This window comes from Aeromonas sp. FDAARGOS 1409 (genome assembly GCF_019048705.1).
Taxonomy (GTDB): Bacteria; Pseudomonadota; Gammaproteobacteria; order Enterobacterales; family Aeromonadaceae; genus Aeromonas; species Aeromonas sanarellii.
Map to the genome: position 1 here is coordinate 3,384,825 of NZ_CP077395.1, position 13,387 is coordinate 3,398,211.

Below are 13,387 nucleotides of genomic sequence, written 5' to 3' on the forward strand. Positions count from 1 at the left end.
GACAATCAGGCCATGGATCACCTGGATGCGATGAGGGCCTTCGTGCGGGTCGCCGAACTGGAGAGCTTCAGCCGCTGCGCCGAGCTGTCCGGCATCCCCAAGGCGACCCTCTCCGCCGCCATCCGCCGGCTGGAGGAGCGCATGGGCACCCGGCTGTTGCAGCGCACCACGAGGCGGGTGCAACTCACCACGGACGGCCAGATCTGCTATGCCCGCTGCCGGGAGCTGCTGGCGGACATGGAGGAGTTTGACGGCCTGTTTCGCCCGGAGGGCCAGATCTCGGGCCAGTTGCGGGTCGACATGCCGAGCCGGATGGCGCGCCACCTGGTGATCCCCGCGCTGCCGGACTTTCTGGCCAGGCATCCCGCCTTGCAGCTGATGCTGAGCAGCACGGACAGGCGGGTGGACCTGGTGCGCGAGGGGTTTGACTGCGTGGTGCGGGTCGGCAGCCTGGAACCCTCCAGCCTGGTGGCAAGGCCCCTTGGCCACTACCGCCAGATCAACTGCGCCAGCGCCGCCTACCTGGCCCGCCACGGGGTACCGCAGCACCTCGCCGATCTGGCCCACCACCGGCTGGTGCACTATGGCCCCGGGGTTGGCACGGGGAGCTGCGCCGGCCAGGGGCGCCCCGAGCCCGGCTTCGAATACCTGCGGGAGGACGGCAGCCGGGCCCTGCTGCCCATGGCGGGAGCCCTGACGGTCAACGACAGCGAGACCTATCTGGCGGCGGCGCTGGCGGGGCTCGGCATCATCCAGATGCCGAGGGTGGGGGTGGAGGGGCTGCTCGCGCGCGGCGAGCTGGTGAGCATACTGCCCGCCTGGCAGGCGCCGCCGCTCCCCATCCACGCCCTCTATGCCCACCGCCGCCAGCTGGCACCCAGGGTCCAGCTCTTCATCCGCTGGCTGGGCGAGCTGCTCGCCCGCTCCCTGGCCGGGGAGTCAGAGGCGGCCGCGCCTTGAGCGAAACTCCCGGGGGGAGAGGGCGAAGGCCGCGCGAAAGAAGCGGGTGAAACTGCTCTGGTTGGCAAAGCCGAGCCTGTCTCCCACCGCCTGCAGCGGCAGGGCGGGATCCTGCAGCAGGCGGCACGCCTCCTCCCGCCGCACCTGATCCAGCAGCCCGGAGAAGTGGCAGCCCTCCTCCCGCAGGTGGCGGTTGAGGGTCCAGCGGGTCAGCCCGAGGCTGTCGCAGACCACAGCGAGAGGCGCTCGCTCCTCCAGGCCTTCCTGCCAGAGCGTTTGACGGATGAGATCGAGCACGCGATCCCGGTAGCGGGTGCGCGGGCGCAGCAGGGCCATCTGCCGGTTTATCTCCCCCAGCAGCAGGGGCTGCAGGGGGAGGTTGCAGCCCCCGTGGGCGAGATCGAGCAGGGCCGAGGGGAAGCGCAGCTCGAACCCCTGGCCCCGCAGCAGGCGGGCGCCCAGCCAGGTCGCCAGGTCGCGCCAGAGCGCAGGCCTGACGAGGGCGGGCAGCACCAGTTGGCCCTGCCCCGGGTGATAGAACTGGAGCAGGGCATAGAGATTGCCCAGATTCGCCAGGCTGCTCATGGCGATGACGTCCGGGTGATCGGATTCCGAGTGGTAACTCAGCCTCGCCTGACCATCTTCCTCCCGCAGCACTATCCGGTCGCTCTCGCCGATGAGGGGGCGAAAGGAGAGGAAGAAGTGCAGCGCCTGGCGCAGGGTGGCGGCGTTGCAGCACAGGCTTGCGAGCGGCAGAAAGTCGGCGAACAGGCCGGTGAGCGTGGGGGGCGCCCCCCAGTGGTCGCAGTTCATATGGGGGGCGGCCCGGGCCAGCAGCCGGAAGTGGCGCTGGGCGTCGATCCGCCCCTGGGGGAGCAGCAGCTCTTCTCTGGCAATCCCGGCACCTTGCAGGAGCTGGGCCGGATCTCGTCCCTGTCTCTGCCAGTGGGTGAGGCAGTGCAGGGCAATCCGGTTGGAGACGGTTTTCACGGCAAAAATCCTTGTCGGCGGTGGCCTTCCATCATCCGTCAGCGGCGCTGGATTGCCGTGAGCCAGCGCCGCTTTTATGTTTCGGATTTGTAACCAAGGGTAACCCTGCAACCCTTTTCACACTTTTCACCCCTGCTCCCAACCGGCAACTTCCTGCACCCGACGGGCAAGTGAGGGGGGCCGCATTTGCATAGAGTGGTCACTCCTACACACACAAGGAAGATAACAATAATGAAACACCACTCGCTCTCCCGAACCCGTGTCGCCCTCGCCATAGGGGCCCTGCTGCTGGCAGGGTGCAACGACAACGACTCCACCCCCAAACCGGAACAGCCCGTCCTGGGCCATCGCACCGTCGCCCTGATCGAGCAGGACGGCCTGCAGTTCAAGGATCTGGACGGCAATGGCACCCTGACCCCCTACGAGGACTGGCGCCTCGGCGCCGCCGAGCGGGCGCGGGACCTGACGGGTCGGCTCACCCTGGCCCAGAAGGCGGGCCTGATGATGCACGGCACCCTGGTGCTGGATGCCGACGGCCGGGTCGACCTCGCCGCCATGGACAAGATGCTGCGTACCGATGGGGTGAATACCTTCATCACCCGGATGGCGGGGGATCCGGCGGCCATCGCCGAAGACAACAACCGGCTGCAGGCCCTGCTGGAGGGGGTGGGGCTCGGCATCCCCATGACGGTGAGCACGGATCCGCGCAACCACTTCACCCATGATCCCAACGCAACCAGCGTCGGCGCCGGGGCCTTCTCCCAGTGGCCGGAGACCCTGGGGCTGGCCGCCATCGGCGATGCCGCCCTGGTGCAGCGCTTCGGCGACATCGCCCGTCAGGAGTACCGCGCCGTCGGCATTCACGAGGCCCTCTCGCCCCAGGCGGATCTCGCGACCGAGCCGCGCTGGGGGCGCATCAACGGCACCTTCGGCGAAGACAACCAGCTCGCCAAGTCCCTGGTCAAGGCCTATATCCAGGGCTTCCAGCAGGGGAGTGACGGCATTGGCAAGGAGAGCGTGGTCACCGTGGTCAAGCACTTCGCCGGGGCCGGCCCCCAGAAGGACGGGCTGGACGCCCATAACCCCTGGGGTAAGGAGCAGGTCTATCCCGGTGGCCAGTTTGCCTATCACCTGGTGCCGTTCGAGGGGGCCTTCGAGGCCAAAGTCGGGGCCGTGATGCCCTATTACGCCCTGCCCGAGGGGCTGACCCATGAGGGCCAGGCCATCGAGGAGGTGGGTTTTGGCTTCAACCGCCAGATCCTCACCGACTTGCTGCGGGGCCACTTCAAGTTCGACGGCGTGGTGCTGAGCGACTGGGGCATAGTCAACGACTGCGACAGCCGCTGCGAGCAGGGGCTGACCCAGGATGAGGTGACGGCGGGCGTCAGCCCCTGGACAGTGCCCTTTGGCATGTCCTGGGGCGTGGAGAAGCTCACCAAGGCCGAGCGTTACGCCAAGGCCATCGCCGCCGGGGTGGATCAGTTCGGCGGCGTGGAGGATCCCGCCCCCCTGCTGGCGGCGGTGCAGAGCGGTCTGGTGACCGAGGCGGCGCTCACCACCTCGGCCGAGCGCATCCTGGAGCAGAAGTTCGCCCTGGGGCTGTTCGAAAATCCCTATGTGGATGCCGAGGCGGCGGTGACCCTGGTGGGCAAGGCCGAGTTCCAGCAGGCCGCCCAGGCTGCCCAGGCGGCGTCCCACGTGCTGCTGAAGAACGAGGGGGCCCTGCTGCCACTCAAGGCGGACGGCAAGCGGGTCTACCTGCACAACGTCAATGCCGAGGTGGCCGCGGCCAACGGTTATACCGTGGTGACGGACCTGGCCCAGGCGGAGCTCGCCATCGTGCGGGTCAACGCCCCGGGCGAGCAGGATCCCCGCTTCCCGTTTGGCAGCATCCACTTTGGCCAGCTCGGCTTTGCCAGCAATGACCAGGTGGTGCAGGAGACGGCCCACGAGGGGATCTACCACGGGGCCGACGACTTTGCCGCCATCCAGGCCATCGAGCAGGCCGGTGTGCCCCTGGTGCTCTCCGTCTATCTGGACAGGCCCGCCATCCTGACCGAGGTGGCGCCGGCGGCCCGGGTGCTGCTGGCCAACTTCGGTGCTCTGGATCAGTCCCTGTTCGACGTCATCAGCGGCAAGCAGAAGGCCAGCGGCAAGCTGCCCTTCGAGCTGCCCTCCAGCTGGCAGGCGGTGCAAAACCAGTACCCGGACGTGGCGAAGGACTCCGCGAACCCGCTCTACCCCTATGGTGCCGGCCTGGCCTATTGAGAGCGAGCCCGACATCCATGATCACCAAGGCGCCTGCGGGCGCCTTTTCCATGGCCCCCATCGACAATCCCGGTTTGGCGCAAGGGGCTGGCTTGGGCATAATGGCGCCCCATCACCATGTGCCTTGTCCCGTGCCAGAAGCGCCCGGGGAGGCCCATGGCAACGCGCAGAGGAGATGAGATGAAATTTATCGGAGCCCACGTCAGTGCGGCCGGCGGGGTGGAGAACACCATAGCCCGCGCAGAGGCTATCGGGGCCAACGCCTTCGCCCTGTTCACCAAGAACCAGCGCCAGTGGCAGGCGGCGCCCCTGTCGGATGCCAGCATCCGCGCCTTCAAGGCGGCCTGCGACAAGGCAGGCTTTCGCCCGGAGCAGATCCTGCCCCACGACAGCTACCTCATCAACCTGGGCCACCCGGATCCCGACGGCCTCGCCAAGTCCCGGGATGCCTTCCTGGACGAGATGAAGCGCTGCGAGCAGCTCGGGCTCTGCTACCTCAACTTCCACCCCGGCAGCCATTTGAAGCAGATCCCCGAGGCGGCGAGCCTCAAGCTCGTGAGCGAGTCCATCAACTGGGCGCTGGAGCGCAGCCAGGGGGTGACGGCGGTGATCGAGAATACCGCAGGCCAGGGCACCAACCTCGGCTGGTCGTTCGAGCACCTGGCCACCCTGATCGAGGGGGTGGAGGACAAGAGCCGGGTCGGCGTCTGCTTCGATACCTGCCACGCCTTCGCCGCCGGCTACGATCTGCGCACCCCGGAGTCCTGCGCCGCCGTGTTCGCCGAGTTTGAGCGCATCGTGGGCTTTGAGTACCTGAAAGGGATGCATATCAACGGCGCCAAGTGTACCTTCGGTAGTCGGGTCGATCGCCACCACAGCCTGCGGGAGGGGAACCTGGGGGAGGCGGTGTTCCACCACATCATGAATGACGCGCGTTTCGACGGCATCCCGCTGATCCTCGAGACCATAGACGAGTCGATCTGGGGTGAAGAGATCCGCTGGTTGCGCAGCCTGCAGACCAGTCCGGCAGCAGCCTGAGGTTCGGGGCAGGATGCGCGTTGCCACAGGTCAGTGAGGAGACGAGATGCAAGAAGAGGGAAAGGGGCCCCTGCGATGGGGGATTGCCGGGGCGGGTGCCATCGCCCGGCGTTTCTGCCGCGATGTCAACCAGCACGCCAGGGGCGGGCGGGTGGTGGCGATCGCCGCCCGGGATCAGGGGCGGGCCGACGCGTTCGCCCGCGAGCTGGGGCTGCCACTGGCCTATGGCAGCTATCAGGCCCTGGCCGAGAGCCCCGAGGTGGAGGCCGTCTATGTGGCGGTGATCCACCCGGAGCACGCCGCCCTGATCAGGCAGATGCTGCTGGCGGGCAAGCACGTGCTGGTGGAAAAACCGGCGGTGACCCGGGTGGCGGATTGGGACGCCCTGGTGGCGCTCGCCCATGAGCGCGGCCTGCTGCTGCTCGAGGCCATGAAGGTGATGTGCTTCCCCGCCATGCGCGCCCTGCTGCAACGCCTGCCGCTGCTGCCGGCGCCCCGCAGTCTGAGGGCGGCGTTCGGCTCGGCCCAGCCCCCGGTCGGCAAGCTGTTCGATCCCGCCCTGGATGGTGGCGCCGCCTGGGACGTGGGGGTCTATCCGCTCTGGCTCTATGCCGCCCTCTGCGATCGGCTTGGGCTGGCCTGCGGCGTGCCCGAGGTGACCCTGGCGCGGGCCAGCGGGGAGGTGGATCTGGCCGCCAGCTTCACCTTCCACTACCCCTTCTCGGCCGAGCTCGGCGCCTCCATCACCGAGGATCTCGACCGGGATGCCTGGCTGGAGGGGGAGGACTGGTCCCTCGTCATCGAGGGCAAGTGGTGGAACCCCCAGCATATTCGCTGGCAGGGGGGTGGGGCGCCGGTCGCCTGGCCGGCGGACATCTACCTGCCGGTGGAGGGGGGCGGCATGCAGCACGAGGCGGATCACTTCGCCGACTGCCTGCGCCACCGCCTGCTGGACTCCCCCTGGCTGCCCCACGCCCTGACGCGCCGCGTGCTGGGCTGGGTCGAAGGGGGGCTCAAGGGGGCAGGCTGAGGCCGTTAAGCGGCCGTCATCCCAACGAAAGAGAGGGCGCCCAGGCGCCCTCTCTTGCCTTCTCGGCCCGGGCTCAGGGCAGGGTCTGGGCGCGGCAGAAGGTCAGGAAACGGCGCAGTGCCGCGGAGTGGAACTTCTGTTTGTGCCAGGCGAGGGAGAGCCGGCGGGGGAAGCGGCGGCTCGGGGTGAGGGCCACCAGGCGCCCCTGTGCCAGCCGATCGGCGACGGCGAGGCGGGAGATGAAGGAGATGCCGAGCCCCTTCTCCACCGCCAGCATCACCGCCTCCAGGGTGTTGAGCTCGATCCCCGCACGCCAGTGCGGCAGCTGGGGTTGGATCTGCTGCTCGAACTGCTCGCGGCTCCCTGACTGGGGTTCGCGCAGCACCCAGATCTCGCCGGCGAGCCGGCGAAGGGGCAGCTCCGGCTGGCCCGCCAGGGGGTGGTGGGGCGGGGCGATGATCAGCATCTCGTCTTCCAGCCAGGGCTCGCTCACCAGCTCAGGGTGGTGGTTCTCCCCCTCGATGAGGGCCAGATCCAGCTCGAAGTGGGCCAGGGCGTGGCACAGCAGATGGGTGTTGGCGATGGTGACCCTGGGGGCGGCGCCCTGATCCCTGGCTCCTCCCGCCAGCAGATCGGGCAGCAGGTAGTTGCCTATGGTCTGGCTGGCACCGAGGCGCAGCTGGCCGCTGGGCTCGGCATCCGGGCTGAACAGCTGTTCTATCTCCTGCATCCTGGTCAGCATCTCATCGGCGGCCGGTTGCAGCAGGCGCCCCTCGCTGTTGAGCTGGAGCCTGGGGTGCACCCGGTCGAACAGCGGCGTGCCGAGCTGGCGCTCCAGCTCCTGCAGCGCCTGGGAGACGGCCCCCTTGCTGAGGCAGAGCTCGCCGGCCGCCAGCCCCAGGTTGCCGTGGCGGGCTATGGTGGCGAACACCTTGAGTTGTTGCAGGGTGAGCTTCATGTCGTTTGATTTTCCTAAACGCTTGGTTCAAATCATTTAGATATCGTAAACGATAGCCCCCCTTTATCCTATGCCCATCGTCACCAATCAAGAGGGTATACGCCATGATCGCACGCACCCGCCGTTCCCTGGGCCAGGCCCCGACCCCCATGGCCGGGCTGGCGCTCGGGATCGCCAGCCTCGGCTGGGCCTGGGAAAATGCCGGTCGGTTCGATGGCCGCCTGCAATTGCTGGGGGCCGCCATCGCCGCCGTGCTGCTGCTCGTCCTCACCTTCAAGTTCCTGCTCCACCCGCGCCTGCTGTGGCAGGATCTCGCCCACCCCGTGGTGGGCAGCGTGGTGCCCACCTACGCCATGGGCACCATGGTGGTCTCCAAGGCGGTCGGCCTGCTGGCCCCGACCCTGGGACAGGGACTCTGGCTGTTTGCGGTGGTCATCCACCTGGTGTTTCTCGCCACTTTCGTCTGGCACAGGGCCAGGGAGTTTGAAATCCACCACATGGTGCCGAGCTGGTTCGTGCCGCCGGTGGGGATCATCGTCGCCGACGTCGCCTACCCGGGCGGCCCCTTCGCCACCCTGGCCAACGGCCTGCTCTGGTTCGGCATGGGCTGCTACGCCCTGATGCTGCCGCTGATGATCTATCGCCTCATCTTCAGCCACGAGGTGCCGGACGCCGCCAAGCCGACCATCGCCATCCTGGCGGCTCCCGCCAGCCTGTCGCTGGCCGGTTACCTGACCGTGAGCCCGGATCCGTCGCTGCTGCTGGTGGCCGTGCTGCTCGGGATCGCCGTGCTGATGACCGGCATCATCTACCTGGCCTTCATCAAGCTGCTGCGCCTGCCATTCTCGCCCGGTTATGCCGCCTTCACCTTCCCCCTGGTGATCGGCGCCACCGCCCTGTTCAAGGTGAGTCACCTGCTGTCGCAGTGGCCGCAAGCGGCCCGCTATGCCGAGCAGCTCCATCAGCTGGCCTATCTGGAGCTGGGGGTGGCGACCCTGGTGGTGGGGTACGTGGCGCTGCGCTACCTGATGTACTTCCTGCCCCTGGGCCAGGGCGGCGCGCTGGGTGCCCCCCTGCATCGCTGAGAGGGTGTAGCGAGCAACGGACCCCGCCCTGCGGGGTCCGTTTGCATGGGCGTCGCCAGATGAGGCAAATGATCTCCTTGTCAATCCGTGATCCGGCTTAAATAGTTGCTCATACAGGCGACATTCAGTTGGCGTTAACTGGTAATACCTGTCAGGATGCGTGCCATTATCCCACCGTCACCCTTTGCCCTATTTCCATGTCTTCTCACGACCCCGTTTTTGACGCCAGATTCCAGACCCGCCTGCTCCATCCCCGCTACTGGTTGAGCTGGCTCGCCCTCGGCGCCATCGGCGTGCTCGCCTTCGTGCCGCCGCGCTGGCGGGACCGGCTGGCCGAGGCCCTGGCGCCGTTGGTGCTCAGGATCTCGAAGAAGCAGGTCTACATCGCCCGTACCAACCTCGCCATCTGCTTCAAGGGCAAGAGCGAGGCCGAGCGCGACGCCATTCTGATGACTTCCATCCGGGTGGGCCTCAAGAGCCTGCTGGGGTTTGGCGAGTTCACCTGGCGCAGCCCTGCCCACGTGATGGGGCGGATCCGGGTCAGCGGCTGGGAACATATCGAGGCCGAGCAGGCCGCCGGCCGGCCGGTGATCCTGGTGGTGCCCCACAGCTGGCCCATCGACGCGGCGGGCTACTACTTCGCCCAGCGGGGCCTGCCCATGTGCACCATGATGAAGAGCGCCCGCAACCCCGTGTTCGACTGGCACATCAACCGGGCGCGGACCCGGCACGGCTGCCGCGTCTATGAGCGCAGCGCCGGCATCAAGCCGGTGATCAAGGCGGTGAAATCCGGCCTGAGCTTCTTCTACCTGCCGGATCAGGATCACGGCCGCGAGGCGAGCCTGTTTGCCCCCTTCTTCAGCCACCCCAAGGCGACCCTGCCGGCCCTGCCACGGCTGGTGAAGCTGACCGGTGCCAGGGCGCTGCCGGTGCTGGCCTGCTATGACGAGCAGGCGCACGGCTACCGGCTGGAGATCGAGGCCCCCTACGCCGACTATCCCGGGGAGGATCTGCTGGCGGACACCTGCCGCATGAACGACAGCGTGGAACGCCAGCTTCGCCGCCACCCGGGCCAGTACATGTGGTTCCTCAAGATCTTCGACACCCGTGAGGATCAGGTGGGTCCGGATGGCCTCTACGAAGAGGGGATCCGGCGCATTCGCCGGGGGTTGTCGCCCCATCCCTGAGTGCAGGTCAAAGGTGGTCCCAAGCGGACCACTTTTAGTTTCTAACTAGTCTGATCAGTGACTTGGCGTCAGACCCCGGCGCAGGGCAGGGTAGAAAAAACTGTCAGGATCACTAAAATGACGGTCTGTTTTGATGATTCGATGGCGACCATGTCCGCACAAGATCCGGTGTTTGACACCTCCTTTCATCTTCGCCTGCTGCACCCCCGCCTGTGGGGCAGCTGGCTGGCGATTGCCCTGCTCTCCCTGCTGGCCTGGATCCCGGCCAGAGCCCGGGACAAACTGGCCGACGTCCTGGCGCCCACGCTGCTGCGGCTCTCCAGGAAGCAGGCCTACATCGCCGATACCAACCTCAGGATCTGTTTTCCCGAGCTCGATGAGGCGGGCCGTAAGGCCCTGCTGCTGAAATCCATCCGGGTCGGTCTCAAGACCTTCATGGGCTTTGGGGAGCTGACCTGGCGAAGCCAGGCCTTCCTCAAGGAGCGCATCAAGGTGCGGGGCTGGGAGCACGTGGCCGCGGAGCGGGCCGCCGGTCGCCCCATGATCTTCGTGGTGCCCCACACCTGGGCGGTGGACACCATAGGCCGCTTCATCACCAACGAGGGGGTGCCCCTGTGCACCATGATGAAGAGCCCCAAGGATCTGGTGTTCGACTGGTACATCAACCGTGAGCGCAGCAAGGGAGGCCGGGTCTATGAGCGCAGCGTCGGCATCAAGCCCGCCATCAAGGCCCTGCGCGCTGGCGACAGCTTCTTCTACCTGCCGGATCAGGATCACGGCCGCGAGGCGAGCGTGTTCGTGCCCTTCTTCGGGCATCCCAAGGCGACCCTGCCGGCCCTGCCCAAGCTGGTGAAACTCACCGGCGCCAGGGCGGTGCCCATCCTGGCCTGTTATGACGAGGACGAGGGCTGCTACCGGCTGGAGATAGAGCCGCCGTTCGACCCTTATCCCACCGCGGATCTGCTGGCGGATGTCAACGCCATGAACCGCACCGTGGAGCAGCAGCTCGCCCGCTTCCCCGAGCAGTACATGTGGTTTCTCAAGATCTTCGAGACCCAGGAAGAGAACCAGGGAGAGGAGGGCCTCTACGAGGAGGGGATCCGGCGCATCCGCCAGGGTCTGCCCCCGGAACCTTGAGCGACACGGCCCGCCTGAGGGCCGTTTTTATTGACCTGATGACGCAGGCACCGCATGCTCCGGTTTCGGTGATGACCATGGCGGTCAGGGGACACACAGAGGCAACTAAGGCATGAATAGGGTGAAAGGGCGGTCATGAAAATTCCAAATCGAATCCAGCCCCTGGTTGATGACGGCCTGGTGGACGAGGTCATCAGCCGGCTGATGAGCGGCAAAGAGGCCGACGTCTACGTGGTGCGCTGCGGCGACGAGGTGCGCTGCGCCAAAGTCTACAAGGAGGCCTCCAAGCGCAGCTTCAAGCAGGCGGTGGTCTACCAGGAGGGGCGCCGGGTACGCAACAGCCGCAACGCCCGCGCCATGGAGAAGGGCTCCAAGTACGGCCGCCAGCAGCACGAGGAGGTGTGGCAGAACACCGAGGTGGACGCCCTGTTCAAGCTGGCTGCCGCCGGCGTGCGGGTGCCCAGACCCTATGTGTGCCTGGACGGTGTGCTCCTGATGGAGCTGGTCACCGATGCCGACGGCAACGTGGCCCCCCGCCTCAACGACGTGGCGCTCTCCCGGGAGCAGGCGCTCATCGACCATGGCAAGGTGATCCGCTACGTGGTGCGCATGCTCTGCGCCGGCCTCATCCACGGGGATCTCTCGGAGTTCAACGTACTGGTGGACGAGCAGGGCCCCGTCATCATCGATCTGCCCCAGGTGGTGGACGCCGCCGCCAACAACCAGGCGAAGGCCATGCTGGAGCGGGACGTCAACAACATGCGCAACTACTACGGCATGTATGCCCCCGAGCTGCTGAAGACCCGCTACGCCAGAGAGATGTGGGCCCTGTTCGAAGATGGCAAGCTGGGCCCCGAGACCGAGCTCACCGGCCTGTTCGAGGAGAGCCGGGAGGCCATCGATCTGGACGGGGTGCTGCACGAGATCGAGAGCGCCCAGGTGGAGGCCATGGCCCGCCGCGCCAGACAGCAGGCGGAGCAGGAGGAGGGGTTCTGAGCCCCTGTCGTCACGTCGTCAAAAAGAGCGCCATCAGGCGCTCTTTTTGTCTGTGTCGTTCGTGCGGCCTGTCAGAGCCCGGCCAGGGGCGGCGCCTTGAGGCGGGGGCCGGCATAGCCCCGCACCTCGCCAAAGCGGGGATCGCCCCGCTCCCAGTCGGCGGCGGCGGTGCGAATGGCCTGCCTGTCGAAGCTCACGAAGTTCCACCAGATCTGCAGCGGCTGGGCCAGGGGCTCGCCACCGATGAGCAGCAGACGGGCGCCGGGCCTCAGGGTCAGCTCCAGGGTGCGGTTTCCCGGCGGCAGATAGAGCAGCTGCTCGGGGGCGAGGGGATCGTTGGCGACGACTGTCTCCCCCTGCAGGGGGAAGAGGCCGTGCTCGAAGGCGGGATCCAGGGAGAGGGTGATCTGCCCCCCTGCGGGGGCGTGCAGATCCAGCCCCAGGATGGGGGAGAAGTGCAGGGTGGGGGCGCGCTGCCCGTCGTGCTCGCCGATGAGCAGGGTGAGTGTGATCTCCCCCTGTTGCCAGCGGGGGAGCCTGGGGTAGTGATCGAAGCGGGGCGGGGTGTGCTGATCCACCTCGGGCAGGGCTATCCAGAGCTGGGCCGCGTGCAGATCGGGCTGGTTCGGGAGGGACTCCTCGGTGTGGGCGATGCCGTGCCCGGCGGTCATCAGATTGACCTGGCCCGGGCGGATCACCTGCTCGCTGCCCAGGCTGTCCCGGTGCAGTATCTCCCCCTCCAGCATCCAGGTGAAGGTCTGCAGGGCGATGTGGGGGTGGGGCCCCACGTCCAGCCCGGGGGCGCCGGGGGCGAAGCGGGTCGGCCCTATGTGATCGAGGAAGCACCAGGGTCCTATGGTGCGCCGCTCCTTGACCGGGAGGGCCCGGGCCACGGGGATGCCGCCTACGTCGGTGAGGCGGGAGGCGATGCGTTGCCACTCATGTGTCATGTCGTGCTCCTTGTGCGGGAAGAGGGAATGGGGCGAGGCCAGCGGCCCTAGCGGCGGCGACCTCCCCCGACGCTACGCATGGGGGTGAAGCCGGGTCTTATCGCCGGTCTGACGGTGGGGCGTACCGGCGTGGCCAGGGTGCGGGGGAGGTGCGGTCTGGCATCCCCCCTGGGCTGAGCGGAAGGCGTCAGCAAGCCGTTGTCGGCCTTGGGCAGAGTCGAGGGGGCTAGCAGGCCATTCTCGGCCCTGGGAAGAGTGCCGCCTCTGTCGTCCAGCGGCGAGCGCGGGGACTTGTCCGGGTTGCTGATGCTGGGTCTGTTCTGCCGGTTGTCGCGCAGCGCCTGTCGTTGTTCCGGCGTCATGGCATGCCAGCGGGTCGCCAGATCCCCCCGCAGGGTGACCAGGTCTGGCTGGCCATGGTCCTCCTGCCAATCCTGATACTTCTCCTTGATCTCCTGCTGGCGCGCCGGATCGAGCCCATTCCACCACTTCTTGATCAGCTCGTCGAACTCCCCCTGGTTGTCACAGCACCAGGGATAATAGTCGTTCCAATAGCCGTAATAGTCGTCATACCACCAGTAAGAGGCGCCATAGACACCGCCGTAAGGGCCACCAGGGCCGGCCCCTGCTCCGCCGTCCGACGAGGAGCTGCAGCCGGCGAGGCTCAGGGCAAACAGGGGGGCAAGCAGAATGACGCGCATGGAGACTCCTGGGAGAGAGGCTGATCTTGAGCGGATTATACGGCATATCATCGGCCCGGGCAGTCAGGATTGCGGGTCGCTACTGTA

General features: G+C 67.1%; 12 protein-coding genes. 8 read left to right on the forward strand and 4 right to left on the reverse strand.

Translation table 11 applies throughout. The features are described from left to right. Nucleotides 1–12: 12 nt before the first annotated feature. Nucleotides 13–960, forward strand: a complete 948-nt coding sequence (locus tag I6L39_RS15880) for a LysR family transcriptional regulator (RefSeq protein ID WP_216990191.1) — start codon at nucleotides 13–15, stop codon at nucleotides 958–960. Here the strand turns inward: I6L39_RS15880 and I6L39_RS15885 are convergent. Continuing rightward, nucleotides 940–1,950, reverse strand: coding sequence for an AraC family transcriptional regulator (locus tag I6L39_RS15885; RefSeq protein WP_216990192.1), 1,011 nt, complete (start codon nucleotides 1,948–1,950; stop codon nucleotides 940–942). The genes I6L39_RS15880 and I6L39_RS15885 overlap by 21 nt on opposite strands. A gap of 231 nt (nucleotides 1,951–2,181) precedes the next feature. Between I6L39_RS15885 and I6L39_RS15890 the strand changes: the two genes are divergently transcribed. The 3 genes from I6L39_RS15890 to I6L39_RS15900 all read left to right on the forward strand — a co-directional run bounded on the left by I6L39_RS15890 (nucleotide 2,182) and on the right by I6L39_RS15900 (nucleotide 6,286). Further along, nucleotides 2,182–4,218: a glycoside hydrolase family 3 protein gene (locus I6L39_RS15890; RefSeq protein ID WP_216990193.1), complete on the forward strand. Its 2,037-nt coding sequence runs from the start codon at nucleotides 2,182–2,184 to the stop codon at nucleotides 4,216–4,218. Nucleotides 4,219–4,398: 180 nt separating this feature from the next. Continuing rightward, entirely contained in the window at nucleotides 4,399–5,256 is an 858-nt protein-coding gene (gene nfo / locus I6L39_RS15895; protein ID WP_209792139.1) for a deoxyribonuclease IV, read from the forward strand. A 46-nt stretch (nucleotides 5,257–5,302) separates the two neighbouring features. Beyond that, nucleotides 5,303–6,286 carry a Gfo/Idh/MocA family protein gene (locus tag I6L39_RS15900; RefSeq protein WP_216990194.1) on the forward strand — a complete coding sequence of 328 codons (984 nt, stop codon included), beginning with the start codon at nucleotides 5,303–5,305 and terminating at the stop codon, nucleotides 6,284–6,286. A gap of 73 nt (nucleotides 6,287–6,359) precedes the next feature. Here the strand turns inward: I6L39_RS15900 and I6L39_RS15905 are convergent, their stop codons facing one another. After that, entirely contained in the window at nucleotides 6,360–7,244 is an 885-nt protein-coding gene (locus I6L39_RS15905) for a LysR substrate-binding domain-containing protein (protein ID WP_209792143.1), read from the reverse strand. A gap of 104 nt (nucleotides 7,245–7,348) precedes the next feature. Between I6L39_RS15905 and I6L39_RS15910 the strand changes: the two genes are divergently transcribed. From I6L39_RS15910 to I6L39_RS15925, 4 genes are all read left to right on the forward strand, one after another. Next, nucleotides 7,349–8,329: a TDT family transporter gene (locus I6L39_RS15910; protein ID WP_042075721.1), complete on the forward strand. Its 981-nt coding sequence runs from the start codon at nucleotides 7,349–7,351 to the stop codon at nucleotides 8,327–8,329. Nucleotides 8,330–8,526: 197 nt separating this feature from the next. Further along, entirely contained in the window at nucleotides 8,527–9,516 is a 990-nt protein-coding gene (locus I6L39_RS15915; RefSeq protein ID WP_216990195.1) for a lipid A biosynthesis (KDO)2-(lauroyl)-lipid IVA acyltransferase, read from the forward strand. Nucleotides 9,517–9,657: 141 nt separating this feature from the next. Continuing rightward, nucleotides 9,658–10,653, forward strand: a complete 996-nt coding sequence (locus tag I6L39_RS15920) for a lauroyl-Kdo(2)-lipid IV(A) myristoyltransferase (RefSeq protein WP_216991819.1) — start codon at nucleotides 9,658–9,660, stop codon at nucleotides 10,651–10,653. A gap of 135 nt (nucleotides 10,654–10,788) precedes the next feature. After that, a complete protein-coding gene (locus I6L39_RS15925) occupies nucleotides 10,789–11,649 on the forward strand; it encodes a PA4780 family RIO1-like protein kinase (RefSeq protein WP_216990196.1) in 861 nt (286 codons plus the stop codon). A gap of 71 nt (nucleotides 11,650–11,720) precedes the next feature. Here I6L39_RS15925 and I6L39_RS15930 read toward each other — a convergent pair whose 3' ends face one another. Both I6L39_RS15930 and I6L39_RS15935 read right to left on the reverse strand, forming a co-directional pair. Further along, a complete protein-coding gene (locus I6L39_RS15930) occupies nucleotides 11,721–12,599 on the reverse strand; it encodes a pirin family protein (protein ID WP_216990197.1) in 879 nt (292 codons plus the stop codon). A 47-nt stretch (nucleotides 12,600–12,646) separates the two neighbouring features. Next, on the reverse strand, nucleotides 12,647–13,300 hold the full coding sequence (locus I6L39_RS15935; protein ID WP_216990198.1) for a DUF3106 domain-containing protein: 654 nt from the start codon (nucleotides 13,298–13,300) through the stop codon (nucleotides 12,647–12,649). Between the last annotated feature and the right edge of the window lie 87 nt (nucleotides 13,301–13,387).

Bases quoted from the DNA above. Each gene is read 5' to 3' on its own strand.
- I6L39_RS15880 (WP_216990191.1), top strand. From the start codon at position 13: ATGGATCACCTGGATGCGATGAGGGCCTTCGTGCGGGTCGCCGAACTG.
- I6L39_RS15890 (WP_216990193.1), top strand. From the start codon at position 2,182: ATGAAACACCACTCGCTCTCCCGAACCCGTGTCGCCCTCGCCATAGGG.
- nfo (WP_209792139.1), top strand. From the start codon at position 4,399: ATGAAATTTATCGGAGCCCACGTCAGTGCGGCCGGCGGGGTGGAGAAC.
- I6L39_RS15900 (WP_216990194.1), top strand. From the start codon at position 5,303: ATGCAAGAAGAGGGAAAGGGGCCCCTGCGATGGGGGATTGCCGGGGCG.
- I6L39_RS15905 (WP_209792143.1), bottom strand. From the start codon at position 7,244: ATGAAGCTCACCCTGCAACAACTCAAGGTGTTCGCCACCATAGCCCGC.
- I6L39_RS15910 (WP_042075721.1), top strand. From the start codon at position 7,349: ATGATCGCACGCACCCGCCGTTCCCTGGGCCAGGCCCCGACCCCCATG.
- I6L39_RS15915 (WP_216990195.1), top strand. From the start codon at position 8,527: ATGTCTTCTCACGACCCCGTTTTTGACGCCAGATTCCAGACCCGCCTG.
- I6L39_RS15920 (WP_216991819.1), top strand. From the start codon at position 9,658: ATGGCGACCATGTCCGCACAAGATCCGGTGTTTGACACCTCCTTTCAT.
- I6L39_RS15925 (WP_216990196.1), top strand. From the start codon at position 10,789: ATGAAAATTCCAAATCGAATCCAGCCCCTGGTTGATGACGGCCTGGTG.
- I6L39_RS15930 (WP_216990197.1), bottom strand. From the start codon at position 12,599: ATGACACATGAGTGGCAACGCATCGCCTCCCGCCTCACCGACGTAGGC.
- I6L39_RS15935 (WP_216990198.1), bottom strand. From the start codon at position 13,300: ATGCGCGTCATTCTGCTTGCCCCCCTGTTTGCCCTGAGCCTCGCCGGC.